This window comes from Nonomuraea sp. NPDC050478, from assembly GCF_044458265.1.
Lineage (GTDB): Bacteria > Actinomycetota > Actinomycetes > Streptosporangiales > Streptosporangiaceae > Nonomuraea > Nonomuraea ferruginea.
This window is the reverse complement of record NZ_JBITHT010000001.1, coordinates 154,448-169,095: the sequence shown is the minus strand read 5'-3', so window position 1 is coordinate 169,095 and position 14,648 is coordinate 154,448. Positions and strand designations below refer to the sequence as shown.

Sequence of the window (14,648 nt, the reverse complement as noted above, 5' to 3'; positions counted from 1 at the left end):
TGCCGCACGGGCAGCGCGCCGCTATGGTTCGTGCCATGACCGACGACGGCGCCGGCGCCCTGGCGCGGTGGCTGCGGGCCCGGCCGCGGCTCGTCGACTTCACGGTGGCCGCCGTCCTCGTCGCGCTCGGCGCCGGGCAGGTGATGGCCGGGGACGGCGGCGCGACGGCGCTGATCTTCTCGGTCGCCATGACGGCGCCCGTCGCGTGGCGGCGGCGACGGCCCCTGCCGGCCGTCCTGATCGGGTGGTCGGCCCTCTTCGTCGCGGAAGGCCTGGGCGCGGACGTCACGAGCCAGGGGTACGCGGCGGTGATCGCGCTCGTCATCACCGTCTACTCGGTCGCCGCCCACGCCCCGCTCCGCCAGGCGCTCGCCGGCCTGGTCGCGGCCCTGGCCCTGGTGTGGGGCGCGATCCCGTTCGCCGCGTCACAGACGGTGGCCGACTTCGCGTTCACCGGGCTGATCACGCTCGCGCCCTGGCTCGCGGGCCGCACCATCCGGGACCGGCAGCTGCGCATCACCGAGCTGCGACGCCTGGCCCGCGAACTGGAGCACGAGCGGGAGGAACGGGCCCGTGAGGCGAGGGACGCGGAACGTTCCCGCATCGCCCGGGAGATGCACGACGTGCTCGCCCACACGGTCAGCGTCGTGGTGGTCCAGCTCGGCGCGGTCGAGCGCATCGTGGAGTCCGATCCGGCCAAGGCCCGCTCCGTGGTCGCCTCGGTGCGCGCCACCGCGAAGTCCGCGCTCTCCGAGCTGCGGTTCCTGCTGGGCCTCGACGGCGTGCCCGCGGCCGGGCCGCGTCCTTCCCTGGCCCGGCTCGGCGACCTCGCCGACGACATGCGCGCCGCCGGCGTGCCGGTCGAGCTGACGGTCACGGGTCCGGTCGGCGGGCTGCCGCCGGCGGTCGACCTGGCCGCCTACCGCATCGTCCAGGAGTCCCTCACGAACGTCATGCGCCACGCCCCGGGCGCACCCACCCGTACCCTCGTGGTCGTGGACGAGCATGCCGTGCGTCTCACGATCGAGGACGACGGCGCCACCCGGCCAGGGACACCCGAGCGGGCCGGCTACGGCCTGATCGGGATGGCGGAGCGGGCCCGGCTGTGCGGGGGCGACCTCGAGGCCGGGCCCCGGCCGGGCGGAGGCTTCCGCGTCCACGCGCGGCTGCCCCTGGTGCGGGCCGTGAGCGTGGCGTGATCCGGATCCTGCTGGCCGACGACCAGTCACTCGTACGCGCCGGGTTCCGGCTCATCCTGGAGACCGAGGAAGATCTCGAAGTCGTGGGCGAGGCCGCCGACGGCCGGCAGGCGGTCGCCGCCGCCCGCGAGCTCCGACCGGACCTCGTGCTCATGGACATCCGGATGCCCGTGCTCGACGGGATCGGCGCGACACGTGAGCTGGCGAGGGCCGGCGCCACGGCCAAGGTCCTGATACTCACCACCTTCGACGACGACGCCCTCGTCCACGACGCGCTGCGCGCCGGCGCCAGCGGGTTCCTCCTCAAGGACGTGGACCCTCCCGACCTCGTCCATGCCTGCCGGACCGTCGTCCGTGACGAGGCGCTGCTCGCGCCGGCCATCACCCGCAGGCTCATCGAACGGTTCCTCGCCACCCCGCCTCCGGGCCGCCCGCCGGCCGCGTTCTCCCGGCTGACGGCGCGCGAGCTCGAGGTGTTCACGCTGATGGCTCGGGGCCTGGACAACCAGGAGGTCGCCGACCGGCTGGTGATCTCCGCCACGACCGTCCGGACCCATATCACCCGCATACTCGCCAAACTCGGCCTGCGCGACCGGGTGCACGCCGTGGTCCTCGGCTACGAGTCCGGGTTGGTCCGCCCCGGCGAGGGCGGCTGATCAGCCCGCTGCCGGTGATCGGACCTCGCTGCGAAAGCACTCCTGGAGCGCTTTTCAGTACTGCCACTTCTCATTTCGGCGGTGCCTGGTCGGCTCCGGCTCCTCACCCCGTAGCAGGGTCAGCCGCACGCGCTGCCGGGCCTTCCGCTCAGCGATGTTCGCGTCTTTCCCGATGCCCTCATAGGACCCGCCGACGTCATGCCTGAAGCGGCGGCCGTCCTGCTCCTGAATGCGTAGCGGCATGGTGTTATCGGTCCGGCTCACACCGGGAATTCTGGCAGCCGCACAGATGCACATGCCACCACCTGTTGCCGTCAACACAACGCAAACGCCCCGGAGCGACAATCGCTACGGGGCATTCTTGCTGTTCAGATGAGGTGGTCAGGGGCGGGGCCGAACCGCCGATCCGCGGCAACGTGATCAGTCGACGCACATCGCGTCATGGGTGGACTCGAAGACCCATGTGCCGCCACCTGGAGAGGAATAGATCAACAGCGTGCTATAGGTCCCAGGAGTGCAGTCGTGGCCGACCGCGAGGACGTCTTGTCGAGCCCGCTGTTCGGCCGCCGCTAACCCGGCCGCGTAGGTGTTGCCCGCCCCCCGAGCAGTGGCGCTGCGGGGAGTGTCATAGCCATCGGCGTGCGCGGCCATGGGCGCGGTCGCCAGGCCGACCGCCACCACCGCTGAGACGAGACCGAGCCGGCGGAGCCAACTGACTTTCTGCATGCTTCTCCTTACGAGGGACGGGCATTTGATATCGATCAAAACAGATTTAGCGCATATCGATCTAGCGGCGGTATCGGCCACTTCGTCAATAAGAATCCGGCGGCCGTTATCCTCACGGTGAAACGCATGGCCAAGGGCACTCTGGGGAGTCAGTCTTCGATTGTTCGTACGGGCCGGTTTCCGCACCCGATGATGTAAGTTTCATCCGCCGTTGGAAGTCATGCGGGGCAAGTGGAACGGCGGGTAGCTGATGCGCGGACGCCCTCAAGCTCGGTGGTTCATGGTGCTGCCCGCTGATCTCGGAGAGCTCGTCCAGAACCTTCGGGCGCTGGATGTGGACATCAGGCGACGTCGAGGTCAAGAAGGCGGAGGGCGGGCAGGGCCTGTATCGGAAGTCGGTCGGGAGTCGCTGAGCTGTGGCGGTCAACCCACCCGACCGGTTTCCTGCGATCTTCTGGTCGATCTTCACGTAGAGTGCGACCAAGAGGGTCCAGAGGCTTGTCCTCATGCACGGATCATTGAGGCCCTCGCTCCTGTCGCGGGCCGGAACTCGGGATCTCCTCCTCCGGATGACCGCCGATCACACCATCTGACAAAGCGGGCTGGGCCGCGTCCATGTCCGAGACATACGAAGGCGGTCGATGAAGCGCTACATCCTGACCGGCACCCCTGGAGCCGGGAAGACGACGATCCTGCGTTGGCTGGAGTGTGACGGCTGCACCGTCGTCGAAGAGGCCGCGACGGACGTCATCGCCCTGGAGCAGGCTCGGGGTGAACCTGAGCCATGGACGAAGCCGTCCTTCGTGGGGGCGATCGCCGCCTTGCAGCGCCGCCGGCAGGAACAGGCCGCGGCCCTTCCCGGTGATGTACAGATCTACGATCGATCGCCCGTCTGCACCTACGCCCTGGCCACTTACCTCGGCCATCCTGTCTCTCCGGCTCTGTCCCGCGAATTGGAACGCATCCAAGCTCAGCGGATCTACGCCAAGAAGGTGTTCTTCGTTCAGAGCCTCGGGTTCGTCAGACCAACCGAGGCGCGATCGATCACCTTCGAGGAGTCCCTGCGATTCGAGCAGATCCACCAGGACACCTACACCTCACTCGGCTACGAGTGCGTGCCGATCGCTCCAGGCCCGCTGCCGGACCGGGTGGCGACGGTCAAGAAGCTGCTCGAAGCCGCATCTTGACCGACCCACGGACCTGCGCAGTTTGTCCTGCCAGCTCGGCTTGTCCCAGGCCGAACTTCCACCTCAGCCAATAGGCTCTCGGCAAGCTGGAAGACGCCACCGTGCCGTCCACGCAGCATGTGGAAGCCGCATCTTCGTAGGCAGGCTGTTCAACGAAGGTCGGGGATGCGTTGGCCATTCTTCGCAGGGCTCCGGTTTGGCGATGAAGCCGGCCACGCAACGTCGTCGATCGCGAGCCACGGCGCGGCGGCCACCGCCGTGGGCGTGAGCCCGGCGAACGTCTTGACCTCACGGTGGAGGTGGGATTGGTCGACATAGCCGCTCTCGGCGGCGACGCCGGCGGCGGCGTTACCCGCCGCGAGAAGGTGGGCGGCGTGGTCGAAGCGCACCAGTTGGGCGGCGCGTTTGGGGGTGATGCCGAGCTGGGACCGGAATCGGGACCACAGGCGTTTGCGGCTCCAGCCGACCTCGTCCGCCAGGCCGTCGACTCGCACCCGCCCCCGGCTGGTGAGCGTCCGCCGCCAGGTGTAGGCGACTTCCGGATGAACCGGCGGGCGGGCGCGCAGCCGCCGGCCGAGGACATCCGCCACGATCGTGAACCGTTCGTCCCATGACGCAGCGGCGCGCAGCCTGTCCTCGGCTTGCTCGGCGTCGCGACCCCAGACATCCTCAAGGGCTACCAGCGTCCCGGTGAGCTCGATCGATGCGCCGAACACCGCGGCCGCCGCCACCGGCTCGAACCGGATCTGGAGGCACTGTCCGACTCCTCGGCCGGTTGCTCGAAAATCGCCTGGGAGGAGCCCGACGACGACACTGCCGCGCTCGCGTCGGCCGTGGATGTCGTAGACGATGCCTTCTCCGTCGCTCAGATCGACGAGCAAGGTGACAGACGGGTGCGCGACCATGGCGATGTCGACGAGTGCGGGGGAACGGTGATGGAACCCGGCCATGCTGATCCCCGGCAGCCGACCTGATGGGCGCGGGACGGCGACCTCCACCTGCGCCCAGTCGGGTGGTGCCCCTGTCGACAGCACATGACCACTCTAGGCGTCAGGGATCGCGGGCCTGGTGTCAGTGGTATGTTCCCGTGAAGTCCAGCAGCAGTTCGCTGGTCGTCTCGGGGGCTTCCAACATCGGTAGGTGCCCGACGCCGGGCAGCAGTTCGACCCGGGAGCTGGGCACCGCGTCGTACTGGTGTGCCGACGACGGCTCCCAGCGGGGGTCGGCGGCGCCGAAGATCACCATAACCGGCACCTGGAGGGCGGCCAGACGCTCGGGCACGCTTCGCTCGGCGATGTACGCGCTGTTTCGGCGCAGCGTCGTCCTGAACGCGCGGTAGGAGATCCCTCGCAGTTCGGCGACCATGTCGTCCGGGATCTGCACCGGGCGAGCGGCCGTCGCGCTGAGCCCTCTGCGGATCATCGCGTCCGAACGCCTCGACCACAACAAGGGACCGAGAGGCGGGCCCAACAGGACCCGGAGGATGAACGGCTGCGGAAGCAGCGCATCGGGACTCGGGCCGGTGCTGATCAGCACGAGCGACCTCACCAGGTCGGGGCGCTGTTCTGCCAGCGCGGTGGCGACGTAGCCGCCGCTGGAGTGCCCCACCGCGGCGACGGGACCAAGGCCGAGGTCGTCGAGCACCGCCGCCACCCGGACTGCTTGGTCGGGCACCTCGTACGATGGCGCGGGCAGGGACTGGCCGCAGCCTGGAAGGTCGACCCGGATGAGGTGATGGTGGCCGGCGAGTTCCGGGACCATCGGGCTCCAGGAGGCGCCCGAAGCCCCCGATCCGTGGATGAGCAGCAGTGGCGGCGCCTGTCGCGGGCCGTTGTGGACCACGTGCATCCGATGCGAGCGCTCGAACTCGTACTTACTCATGCATGGGACTATGCACGGACGCTCGACCATCAGTCTTGGACGAATGTTCCCGCAGGCTCGACGACCGACGGACCAGCATGGGGCACGATCGATCAACCAGCACTGCGTGCCCGCGGGCAGGGCGCGTGGGGACGGTGGCGCGGATGCGTCGGTGTGTGGGGACGTTGCTGTCAGCGCTGTGTCACCGCAGCCATGGTCACCGGATGACCAGCCACGGCGAGCGGCTGTTCGTCTTGGGCTGGGCTTGGGCGTTGTGCCAGCGTACGCAGGCGCCGATCGCTGTGTTCCGCTCGTCATGACTGCGGTGGTCGGTGCAGTTCAGCGCGTGCGACTCGGCTCCGTCTCGGGTCGCACCTCAGTGGCATGTCGGCTGACGGTCGCCGTCGGCGCCGAAGGTCAGCAGGCGCTCGGCCAGGCGCTGGACGGCGGTCCGCAGTTCCCTCGGCGACACGATCGTGAACCGGAAGCCGAGCCCGGCGAGCATGGCGGCCATGCCGTCCAGGGACTCGGCCCGCATCCGCAGGAGGACTCCGTCCGGGGCCTCGGTGAGGGTGGCCACCGACGGCGGGACGCGTCGGGCAGCCTCGGCGAGGGGAACGTGCAGGACGACCTCGACGACGTGCGCGTACGGCACCTGGGCCAGCGACGCGGTCACCTGGCGCACCGGGTCGGACTCCTCGGGAATCTCGTAGGAGGCAGCCCCCGGCACGACGGTGGAGATCCGGTCGAGCCGAAAGGTGCGGGTCTCGCCGGACCGGTGGTCGTGACCGGTCACGTACCAGCGGCCGGAGTGGAAGACCAGGCCGTGGCCGTCCAGTTCGCGTTCGGTCTGGTCGCCCTTCCAGGAGCGGTAGCGCAGGGTGACCCGGCGGCGGTCGCGGATCGCGGCGGCCAGGGTCAGCACGGCCCGGCTCGCGGGTGCCGGCGCCGCACGTTCGGCGAGGGTGAAGCCCAAGGTCTCCTCCAGCGCGCCGACCTGTTCCCGTAGCGTGATCGGCAGCACCCGCCGGATCTTGGCCAGGGCGGCCTCGGTGGCCTCGGCGGCGAGGCCGAGGCGGCGTCCGGCGAGCAGGCCGAGAACCACGGCGGTGGCCTCGTCGTCGGTGAGCATCAGCGGGGGCAGCTTGTAGCCGGGCATCAGGTGGTAGCCGCCGTAGCGGCCGCGCTCGGCGGTGACCGGGATGCCCAGTTCGGCGAGCCGGGCGGCGTAGCGCCGGACGGTCCGCTCGTCCACACCGAGGCGCTGCGCCAGGTCGCGGCCGCCCAGCTCGTGGTGTGCCTGGAGCAGTTCGAGCATCGCCAGCATCCGGGTCGCCGGGTATGACACAGGTCACCTCTTAATCCGGGCGGTTTCTGTCCGCTATCAGCTTTAGCGTAGCGACGTCGGCTCACTGGAAGGACGATGAGATGGCGAACTACGTGCTGGTTCCCGGCTTCTGGCTCGGCGCCTGGGCCTGGGACGAGGTGGCGCAAGAGCTGCGCGCCGCGGGACACCAGGTGCGGGCGGTCACCCTGACGGGGTTGGCGGAGCGGGCCGGGGAGCTGTCGCCGGAGGTCGGCGTGGAGACCCATGTCCTGGACATCCTCGCGGCGATGGACGGATGGGAGGAGGTGGTCCTGGTCGGGCACAGCGGGGCGAATGTCCCGGTGACCGCGGTCGCCGACCGGCATCCCGAGCGGCTCAGCCGGGTGGTCTATGTCGACACCGCGCCGCTGCCGTCCGGTGTGGCGGTGATCGACTTCAATGACGAGGCCACGCAGAAGGCCTGGCGCGCTCAGGTCGGGGACGGCTGTGCGCTCGACCCGCCCGCCTTCGAAGAGGGAGAGGGGATGTTCGCCGGACTGACCCGGGAGTATTGGGCGCAGATCAGCGCGAAGGCGACGGCGGAGCCGTGGGGCGCGGTCACCCAGTCGGTTCAGCGGCCGGGGCGGATCCCGGCGACGCCGAAGACCATGGTCGCCTCGACGATGCCGGTGGCGGTGATTCGCGAGCTGATCGCCTCGGGGAATCTGGCTTTCGCCGAGCTCGGCACACCCCAATGGACCTTCGTCGAGCTGCCGACCGGCCACTGGCCGATGTTCACGCGACCGGCGGACCTCGCCGCGTTGCTCTGACAATCTCCTCGTTCACCCTCGGGAGAAGCCCTTACGTGATGACGCGGACGAACCTCAGTGAACAAAGCCCACAGCGATTGCCACGATCGTGGGTGCGGCGTTGTTCGGCGGGCCGTCTCCTCCGCGCACGTCGGTGGTAGCCATCGCAGTCCGAACGTCCGATACCGCCGCACCCAGCAGGAACCGCTCTTCCCCCCACGCAGCGCAAGCGTCGACACCGCGCTCCGCCTCGGCCTGCGCCGTGGGGAACTCCTCGGGATCACAAAGCTGTCTGACTATATTGATTTACCACTCTATAAACCGATGTCAAGATATTGATTGCCCCGTAAACACATGAAATATCGGAGGCATCCCCTCAAGTAAGCACAGAGGAGCCTCCGGTGAAAATCCCCCCAATCACCGCACGCCTGGCCGTGGCGCTGGGAGTCGCCTTCGCCATGGTCGCAGTAGGCGCCGTCCAGGCCACCGCAGCCCACGCCGCCGTCAAGGACGCCGCCGACACCGCCGAGGTCCCGGGTGGTTTCGCCTCCTGGAAGGATCTGGTGGCCACCCAGGAGAAGCTGGTCAAGGCCGCCGACCGCGTCACCGCCGCCGTCAAGACGCGGGGCGACACCGGGTTCGCCGGCATCGTCGCGGCGCCGGAGAACCGTGAACTGCGCGTCTACTGGAAGGGAGACACCCCCGAGCGCATCGACGACCTGGTCGGCCGACTGCGCCGGGACGTCCCGGTCAGTGTCCTGCCCGCGGCCTACTCGGCCCGGGAACTGGAGAGCGAGATGAACCGCCTAATCCGCGCCTCCGGCGGCGCGATCACCTCGATCGCGCCGAACGTCGACGGCTCGGGCCTGACGGTCTCGGGCGCCGACCACGGCCTGACCCGCTCGAAGGTCGCCGGCTCGGCGGTGCCGGTCACCGTGGAGGCCGGCGTCACGCCGGCCCCGGCCAGCCGCTGGAACGACGACGCACCCTGGCTGGGCGGCGCGGCCTGGCGCAACGCCGGCACCGGGCTCGGCTGCTCGACGGGCTTCGCCGTCACTCTCGGCGGGGTGAGCTGGATGCTGTCCGCGGCCCACTGCGGCAGCGTCGGGCAGACGGCCACCGACCCGACCGGCCAGGTGATCGGCCCGATCGCCTACGCCAACACCAGCCGCGACGTGATGCTGATCCGCGCGAACACCGCCGGTCGTGTCTACAACAACGACCCCGCCGCCACACCCCAGGAGTTCAGCAACCCGGTCGTCGGCACCTCGGCCTCCTACGTGGGCATGTGGCTCTGCACCTCCGGCGCCTACTCGGGCACCGTCTGCCTCTGCCAGGTGAAGGCGATCAACGTCACGATCTTGGGTCCCAGAGACACATTCCGTGGCCTGGTCCGCGTCGAGAGTCCGACGTACAAGAACGCGGCCGGCCAGGGCGACAGCGGCGGCCCGGTGGAGACTCCGGAACCGTCCGGCATCACCCAGCAGTACGCGGTAGGGGTCATCTCCCTCATCGACACCAGTGCTCAGGTGCCCTGCACCGGCTACGTCGTCACCGGCCGGGTCTGCTCCTGGCGGCTGTACTACGCGCCGTGGAGCAACGCGACCTCCGCATTCCCGGGAATCGCCATCATGACCGGCTGACGTCTCGACCTGACGAGAGGCCGAACGGGTACGCGGGCGGGACCGAAGAACGCTCTTTGAAAACCGTCGGGTGTGGTGATGAGCAGGACGGGTGTGCCGATCGTCGTCGACGCCGCCCGTGCCCCGTTCGTCACCGTTGTTCCTCCTCGGCTCGTCGGTGCGCGTCGCTGCCCTCTCGGTAGAAGAGGTAGCCCCCGTGGTGCAGTACGTCTCCGTCGAACGTCCCGTCCGCGCTGAATCCGGTGTCGTCGGCGTACTCGATCCGGGTCCCGGAGACCACATAGGAACCCGTGTAGGCGCTCTCCCGCTCTCCGCGGGCCTCGTCGTAGCGGCCGTTCGCGAGCAGCTCCTGGCGGATGTGCCCGTCGGCCGTCACCCACATTCCGACGTACGGGTGCGGTGACGCCTCTCCGTTCTCGTCCGGGCGTGTCCGTGGTGTCGCCGTGGCGGGTGACGGCGTCTCCTGCCGGCCGTGCTGCGCCGCGTTGTCAGGGCCTGCGAGTCCTTCGCTGTCCGGCCCCGCGGAGCACGCGGCGAGACCTCCGGCGAGGAACACGGCGACGCCCATGCCGCCGACCATGGTTTCGAGGCGGGTCTTCACGAGGTCCTCCCTCGCATATCGTCCCGGTCTCCGGAGCGAGTCACCGTCAGCGAGCCGAGCAGACGCAGCGCGTTCGCGGTCCGGGTGCCCTCCTGAGCGTGGTAGACGATCAACTGCTGCCCTGGAGCGGAGCGTACGTCGAAGGCCTGTAGCTGCAGGGTCAGCTCGCCGACATCGGGATGAAGCAGGACCTTCGCGGCGTCACTCTTGCCGCGTGCGTCCCGCCGCCGCCAGAGGTCGGCGAACTCGCGGCTGTTCTCCATGGCAGTCCGCAGCACCTCCTGGATCCTCGGGTCGTGCGGCCAGGCGCCTTCGAGGAAACGGAATCCCGCGACCACATTGGCCGCGGCCTTCTCCCAGTCGATGTAGAACGAGCGAACCGACGGGTCGAGGAAAATCGTGAGCAGCAGGTTCGTGCCGGGTTGGAGGTGGTCGAAGACCGCGCGCCCCAACGTGTTCGCGGCCAGGACGTCGTAGGCCCGTCCCAGGAGCAGGGCCGGCGTGCGGTCCCACAGCTCGGCCAATGCCAGCAACTGGGGGGCCGCCTGCTCGATGCTGCCCTGCCGGCGTGGGGGCGGGATCACGCCCCCGATCCGGTACAGGTGCAGCCGGCCGTCGTCGTCCAGCAGCAGAGCGTCACTCAGTGCGTCCAGGACCTGCGGCGATGGCCGCCGCTCACGCCCCTGCTCCAGCCGCAGGTAGTAGTCCACGCTGATGCGGGCCAGCATCGCGACCTCTTCGCGGCGCAGGCCGGGGACGCGCCGCCGCCCGTCCTCGGGCAGACCGACATCGGGCGGTGCCACCTGCGCGCGCCGGGCCTGTAGGTAGTCACCCAGTCTTGAGGTTGTCATGCCGACCAGGCTATGTTTCCCCGCGGCCGGGAGCCTGGTCCCAGTGCACCCAGGACGAACACGGCCTTCTCCCCTGACCAGGCCCTGTCAACAATCAAACGCATGACCGAAATCTTCACTCCCGCTGACCTTGACGCCGTCCTCACGGGCGCCGCTCGTCCACTGCTGCTGACCGATGCCACCGTGCACACCCTCAACCCGGTCATCGGGACCATGGAGCACGCCGACGTGCTGATCGGCGCGGGACTCGTCGTCGGCGTCGGCCCGGGCATCATTACCGCCGCCGAAGACGACGACGCCGTGGTGATCCGTGCCACGGGTACCACGATCATCCCCGCCGTCCTGGACATCAGCGCCATGCTCGCGCACGCCCCGCACACGGAGGGTCCGGGCACAGCGGGTTCGGGCACGCTCACCCCGGGTGTCCCGGCGCACCTCGCCGTCCTGGACGACGCCGACGCGCCGGACCTGCCCACGGCGCTGCGTACCTCGCTGACCGATCCGGGGCGGCTGCGCGCGGTCCTGCGTGACGGCGTGCCGATCGCATGGGGCGGGACCGTGCTCGCCCCGTCGTCGCGGCACCCCGCGACGACGGACGCCGACGGAGGCGTCGCGGGCCGCGTCGACCCGGACCGGGTCGGCGTCTGGATCGACACCGAGGACTTCCTGCACCAGGAGCTGACCGCCGACGGCCGCTACGACGAGACCCGCGGCGGACGCGCGCACGCGTACCAAGGCCGCTACTGGATCGACGGCGAGCGCATCGACTATCTCGATGACCTCGGATTCTGGGCCTTCGGCCAATTCGACGGGGACACCCTGCACCACGCCGGCTACACGATGCGCCGTAAGGACGTCCGATGACAGAGAACCTCCTGCCCACCCTCGAAACGCTCACCACCGCCGAGCGTGATCCGGACCGTCTGGTCCTGCTCACCGGCGGTACCGTGGTGACCGTGGACCCCGCACTGGGGACGCTCGAAGACGCCGACGTGCTCCTGCGCGGCGATCGGATCGCGGAGGTCGGCCGCGGCCTGACGGCGGCGAACGCGATCGTCATCGACGTGTCGGGTTCCATCGTCGCACCCGGGTTCGTCGACACGCACCGGCACTCCTGGCAGGCCCAGATGCGGCGCACCATCCCCGACGTCAACGACCTCGCGGGCTATCTCCAATCCACGCTCATGCAGGTCGCGCCGCTGTACCAGCCGCACGACATGTACGTCGGAACCCGCCTGGCGGCGCTCACGGCGCTGGACTGCGGGATCACCACGATGCTCGACTTCTCCCACAACTCCCGAACCGGCGCGCACTCCGACGCCGCGATCACCGCGTTGCTCGAATCCGGCATCCGCGGCGTACACGCGTCGATGAGCCCGCATTTCGGCGACTGGGACCAGCAGTGGCCGCACGACCTGGCACGACTTCGGACGACCTACTTCTCCACCGACGACCAGCTGGTCACGCTGAGACTCGCCGCTCTCGCCACCCCTGATATCGCCGGGGCACGCCTCGCCTACGGCCACGACCTGGCCCGGGTCTCGGCTGACCTCGACATCGGAGTGAGCCTCGACGTCATGTTCGGGGCGGCGGCGTCCGAGGCGATCGTGCGGTGGGAGCGAGAAGGACTGCTCGGACCGCACATCGAGTCGATCCACTCGACGGCCCTGTCCGGCGACGCGTGGTCCGCGATGCGCGACACGGGCGTCACCGTGTCGCTCGCGCCGACCTCCGACATGCAGATCGGCCTCGAAGACGCCGTCCCACCGGTCGACGAGGCGCTCGAACACGGCATCCGGCCCGGTCTGTCGGTGGATGTCGAGGTCGCGCTCGCGTCGGACATGTTCACGCAGATGCGCACCCTGCTCGCCGTCCAACGCATGCGCGCCGTCCACGCCGCCTACGGCACCGACAACGAGCCCGTACGCATCACGACACGCGACGTCCTGGACTTCGCGACGCTGTCCGGCGCCCGAACGCTCCGGCTCGACGACACCACCGGGTCCATCACACCCGGCAAACAGGCGGATCTCATCGTCGTCGACGCGGAGGACCTCAACACCATGCCGCTGCACGACCCGGTCGGGACTCTCGTGCTCGGTGCCGACCGTGGCAACATCACCTCGGTCTGGGTCGCCGGTCGCGTCCGCAAGTGGGCCGGGCGCCTCGTCGGCGTCGACGTGGACGACCTGCGCACCCAGGTGCACGACTCGGTCGACGCCATCACCGGTCGGCAGGCCGCTTGATGCCCTGAGCGCCCGGCCTGATTCCGCCGACGGGTAGCGAGACGTTCGGGTCTTCATCAACCGCGTCCGGAAGGAATGCCAGTGCTGCAAGCACGGATGGGACGCCTCCCGTGAGCGGCCCACGTGCTGCGCCCTTGAGGCTCCGAAATGCTGCGGGGTCGTATCTGTCCACACGGATGATCCAGTCCATCCACGAGGTCCTTCGGAACGCACTCGAACGGGCCGTACGTGAGGAGATCATTCCGCGGAACGTCGCGAAGCTCGTCACGGTCTCCGTGCCCACGTACAAGGTGAACCATGGTCTGACGACCGAGCAGGCGCGACGCGTGCTGAAGGTCGCTCTGCCTCGGCCTGCGGCGCGGGGAACTGCTCGGCCTTCGATGGGAGGACGTCGACCTTGACGCGGGCACTTCGGAGGTGGTCCAGACTCTCCAGCGCGTCGATGGCGAGCTCCGGTTCGTCCGTCCCAAGACGGAGAACTCCGAGCGCACGATCCCGCTGCCCGAGATCGGTGTCGATGCTCTCAAGGAGCACCGTAGGCAGCAGTTCGCCGAGCGGTCAGACGCCTGGCCTGGCTGGGAGGATCATGGGCTCGTCTTCCCGTCTCGGCGGGAAACGCCGATGGAGCCCGACCTTTCCGCCGACGCTGGGGAGTAGTCCGCAAGGCCGCCGGCCTCGGTGGGAAACGCCTCCACGACATGAGGCACACCTGCGTGAGCCTCCTCCTGGACCTCGGCGTCCCGCCGCACATCGTGCGGGAGATCGCCGGCCACAGGACGTCGAGGTCACCATGACGATCTATGCTCACGCTTCTCTCGACGAGAAACGGAAAGCACTCCGACGGCTCGGAGATTCGCTCCAGTAAGAGATAAGGGCCTTCCCCGCTTGGGGAGGCCCTTATGTCTGTGACCTGGGGGCTCAGGCCGCCAGGATTACCAATCCTCTGTTTTCGGGCACGCTCAAGCCACCAAAGATGCTAGGACTTTTTAGGGCAACACCACGCTTGGACGACGATTTATCGCCGTGTCTCCACCGCGCCCCGCGCCAGGCGATCCAGCTGGTCATGCTGCCGGAGATGAGCATGAACACTACCTGGGATGGCGTCGGCACTTCATCGAAGCCAGCGGCTGCGGCGCCCATCGCGGCCAGGCCCGGTATGAGGGCATCGACAGGCCGCGGTTGTGTGGACCGCCGGTTCCGGCGGCGCGCGCGACCTCCCATAGATCACATTATGCCCATATCTCCCACGGGCCGCGCGAACTCTATGGAATCTCTCAACTGCTCGCGAGGCTGTAGGTGGAGGACGTTGCCGTCAGGGTTGCCGTCAGCAGACACAGAAACGCCCCGAAGCGATGATCGCTACGGGGCATTCTTGCTGGTCAGATGAGGTGGTCAGGGGCGGGGTCGAACCGCCGACCTTCCGCTTTTCAGGCGGACGCTCGTACCAACTGAGCTACCTGACCTAGAGCGGTCCTGACGGGACTTGAACCCGCGACCTCCACCTTGACAGGGTGGCGAGCACTCCAAACTGCTCTACAGGACCTTGCTTCGTTCGTTTTGCGCT

At 68.9% G+C, this 14,648-nt stretch carries 15 protein-coding genes and 2 tRNA genes; 8 read left to right on the top strand and 9 right to left on the bottom strand.

What is annotated here, in order from left to right:
* Positions 1-35: 35 nt before the first annotated feature.
* Together ACIBF7_RS00800 and ACIBF7_RS00795 are read left to right on the top strand one after the other, a co-directional pair.
* On the top strand, positions 36-1,199 hold the full coding sequence (locus ACIBF7_RS00800; protein ID WP_397196036.1) for a sensor histidine kinase: 1,164 nt from the start codon (positions 36-38) through the stop codon (positions 1,197-1,199).
* A complete protein-coding gene (locus tag ACIBF7_RS00795) occupies positions 1,196-1,855 on the top strand; it encodes a response regulator transcription factor (protein ID WP_271277394.1) in 660 nt (219 codons plus the stop codon). The genes ACIBF7_RS00800 and ACIBF7_RS00795 overlap by 4 nt, the downstream gene beginning before the upstream one ends.
* A 54-nt stretch (positions 1,856-1,909) precedes the next feature.
* Here the strand turns inward: ACIBF7_RS00795 and ACIBF7_RS00790 are convergent, their stop codons facing one another.
* Together ACIBF7_RS00790 and ACIBF7_RS00785 are read right to left on the bottom strand one after the other, a co-directional pair.
* Complete coding sequence (locus tag ACIBF7_RS00790; protein ID WP_219543003.1) at positions 1,910-2,119, bottom strand: hypothetical protein; 210 nt, start codon at positions 2,117-2,119, stop codon at positions 1,910-1,912.
* A gap of 156 nt (positions 2,120-2,275) precedes the next feature.
* Positions 2,276-2,581: a hypothetical protein gene (locus ACIBF7_RS00785; protein ID WP_397196034.1), complete on the bottom strand. Its 306-nt coding sequence runs from the start codon at positions 2,579-2,581 to the stop codon at positions 2,276-2,278.
* 641 nt (positions 2,582-3,222) lie between these two features.
* Here ACIBF7_RS00785 and ACIBF7_RS00780 point away from each other — a divergent pair.
* On the top strand, positions 3,223-3,768 hold the full coding sequence (locus ACIBF7_RS00780; RefSeq protein WP_397196033.1) for an AAA family ATPase: 546 nt from the start codon (positions 3,223-3,225) through the stop codon (positions 3,766-3,768).
* 149 nt (positions 3,769-3,917) lie between these two features.
* On the opposite strand, the gene ACIBF7_RS00775 is transcribed toward ACIBF7_RS00780, so the two are convergent.
* From ACIBF7_RS00775 to ACIBF7_RS00765, 3 genes are all read right to left on the bottom strand, one after another.
* Positions 3,918-4,802 carry a helix-turn-helix domain-containing protein gene (locus tag ACIBF7_RS00775; RefSeq protein ID WP_397196032.1) on the bottom strand — a complete coding sequence of 295 codons (885 nt, stop codon included), beginning with the start codon at positions 4,800-4,802 and terminating at the stop codon, positions 3,918-3,920.
* 37 nt (positions 4,803-4,839) lie between these two features.
* Positions 4,840-5,649, bottom strand: coding sequence for an alpha/beta fold hydrolase (locus ACIBF7_RS00770; RefSeq protein WP_397196030.1), 810 nt, complete (start codon positions 5,647-5,649; stop codon positions 4,840-4,842).
* Between the two features lie 355 nt (positions 5,650-6,004).
* Complete coding sequence (locus ACIBF7_RS00765; RefSeq protein ID WP_397196029.1) at positions 6,005-6,976, bottom strand: helix-turn-helix transcriptional regulator; 972 nt, start codon at positions 6,974-6,976, stop codon at positions 6,005-6,007.
* A gap of 80 nt (positions 6,977-7,056) precedes the next feature.
* Between ACIBF7_RS00765 and ACIBF7_RS00760 the strand changes: the two genes are divergently transcribed.
* Both ACIBF7_RS00760 and ACIBF7_RS00755 read left to right on the top strand, forming a co-directional pair.
* Positions 7,057-7,764, top strand: a complete 708-nt coding sequence (locus ACIBF7_RS00760) for an alpha/beta fold hydrolase (protein WP_397196028.1) — start codon at positions 7,057-7,059, stop codon at positions 7,762-7,764.
* A gap of 380 nt (positions 7,765-8,144) precedes the next feature.
* Positions 8,145-9,386, top strand: a complete 1,242-nt coding sequence (locus ACIBF7_RS00755) for a trypsin-like serine protease (protein WP_397196027.1) — start codon at positions 8,145-8,147, stop codon at positions 9,384-9,386.
* A gap of 130 nt (positions 9,387-9,516) precedes the next feature.
* Here the strand turns inward: ACIBF7_RS00755 and ACIBF7_RS00750 are convergent, their stop codons facing one another.
* Together ACIBF7_RS00750 and ACIBF7_RS00745 are read right to left on the bottom strand one after the other, a co-directional pair.
* Positions 9,517-9,987, bottom strand: a complete 471-nt coding sequence (locus ACIBF7_RS00750; protein ID WP_261808934.1) for an Atu4866 domain-containing protein — start codon at positions 9,985-9,987, stop codon at positions 9,517-9,519.
* Positions 9,984-10,838 (bottom strand): helix-turn-helix transcriptional regulator, encoded by an 855-nt coding sequence (locus ACIBF7_RS00745; protein ID WP_219543009.1) that lies wholly within the window; start codon positions 10,836-10,838, stop codon positions 9,984-9,986. Before ACIBF7_RS00745 ends, ACIBF7_RS00750 begins: the two co-directional genes overlap by 4 nt.
* 102 nt (positions 10,839-10,940) lie before the next feature.
* Between ACIBF7_RS00745 and ACIBF7_RS00740 the strand changes: the two genes are divergently transcribed.
* The 3 genes from ACIBF7_RS00740 to ACIBF7_RS00730 all read left to right on the top strand — a co-directional run bounded on the left by ACIBF7_RS00740 (position 10,941) and on the right by ACIBF7_RS00730 (position 13,741).
* Entirely contained in the window at positions 10,941-11,702 is a 762-nt protein-coding gene (locus ACIBF7_RS00740; protein WP_397196026.1) for an Atu4866 domain-containing protein, read from the top strand.
* Positions 11,699-13,084 carry an amidohydrolase family protein gene (locus tag ACIBF7_RS00735; protein ID WP_397196024.1) on the top strand — a complete coding sequence of 462 codons (1,386 nt, stop codon included), beginning with the start codon at positions 11,699-11,701 and terminating at the stop codon, positions 13,082-13,084. The genes ACIBF7_RS00740 and ACIBF7_RS00735 overlap by 4 nt, the downstream gene beginning before the upstream one ends.
* Before the next feature lie 351 nt (positions 13,085-13,435).
* Positions 13,436-13,741, top strand: coding sequence for a tyrosine-type recombinase/integrase (locus ACIBF7_RS00730; RefSeq protein ID WP_397196701.1), 306 nt, complete (start codon positions 13,436-13,438; stop codon positions 13,739-13,741).
* 732 nt (positions 13,742-14,473) lie between these two features.
* Here the strand turns inward: ACIBF7_RS00730 and ACIBF7_RS00725 are convergent.
* Both ACIBF7_RS00725 and ACIBF7_RS00720 read right to left on the bottom strand, forming a co-directional pair.
* Positions 14,474-14,547: transfer RNA gene (locus ACIBF7_RS00725), tRNA-Phe, on the bottom strand.
* Positions 14,548-14,552: 5 nt separating this feature from the next.
* Positions 14,553-14,627: transfer RNA gene (locus ACIBF7_RS00720), tRNA-Asp, on the bottom strand.
* Between the last annotated feature and the right edge of the window lie 21 nt (positions 14,628-14,648).

Excerpts from the sequence above, each read along its gene's own strand:
- ACIBF7_RS00800 (WP_397196036.1), top strand. The coding sequence starts at position 36 with ATGACCGACGACGGCGCCGGCGCCCTGGCGCGGTGGCTGCGGGCCCGG.
- ACIBF7_RS00785 (WP_397196034.1), bottom strand. The coding sequence starts at position 2,581 with ATGCAGAAAGTCAGTTGGCTCCGCCGGCTCGGTCTCGTCTCAGCGGTG.
- ACIBF7_RS00780 (WP_397196033.1), top strand. The coding sequence starts at position 3,223 with ATGAAGCGCTACATCCTGACCGGCACCCCTGGAGCCGGGAAGACGACG.
- ACIBF7_RS00770 (WP_397196030.1), bottom strand. The coding sequence starts at position 5,649 with ATGAGTAAGTACGAGTTCGAGCGCTCGCATCGGATGCACGTGGTCCAC.
- ACIBF7_RS00760 (WP_397196028.1), top strand. The coding sequence starts at position 7,057 with ATGGCGAACTACGTGCTGGTTCCCGGCTTCTGGCTCGGCGCCTGGGCC.
- ACIBF7_RS00745 (WP_219543009.1), bottom strand. The coding sequence starts at position 10,838 with ATGACAACCTCAAGACTGGGTGACTACCTACAGGCCCGGCGCGCGCAG.
- ACIBF7_RS00740 (WP_397196026.1), top strand. The coding sequence starts at position 10,941 with ATGACCGAAATCTTCACTCCCGCTGACCTTGACGCCGTCCTCACGGGC.
- ACIBF7_RS00735 (WP_397196024.1), top strand. The coding sequence starts at position 11,699 with ATGACAGAGAACCTCCTGCCCACCCTCGAAACGCTCACCACCGCCGAG.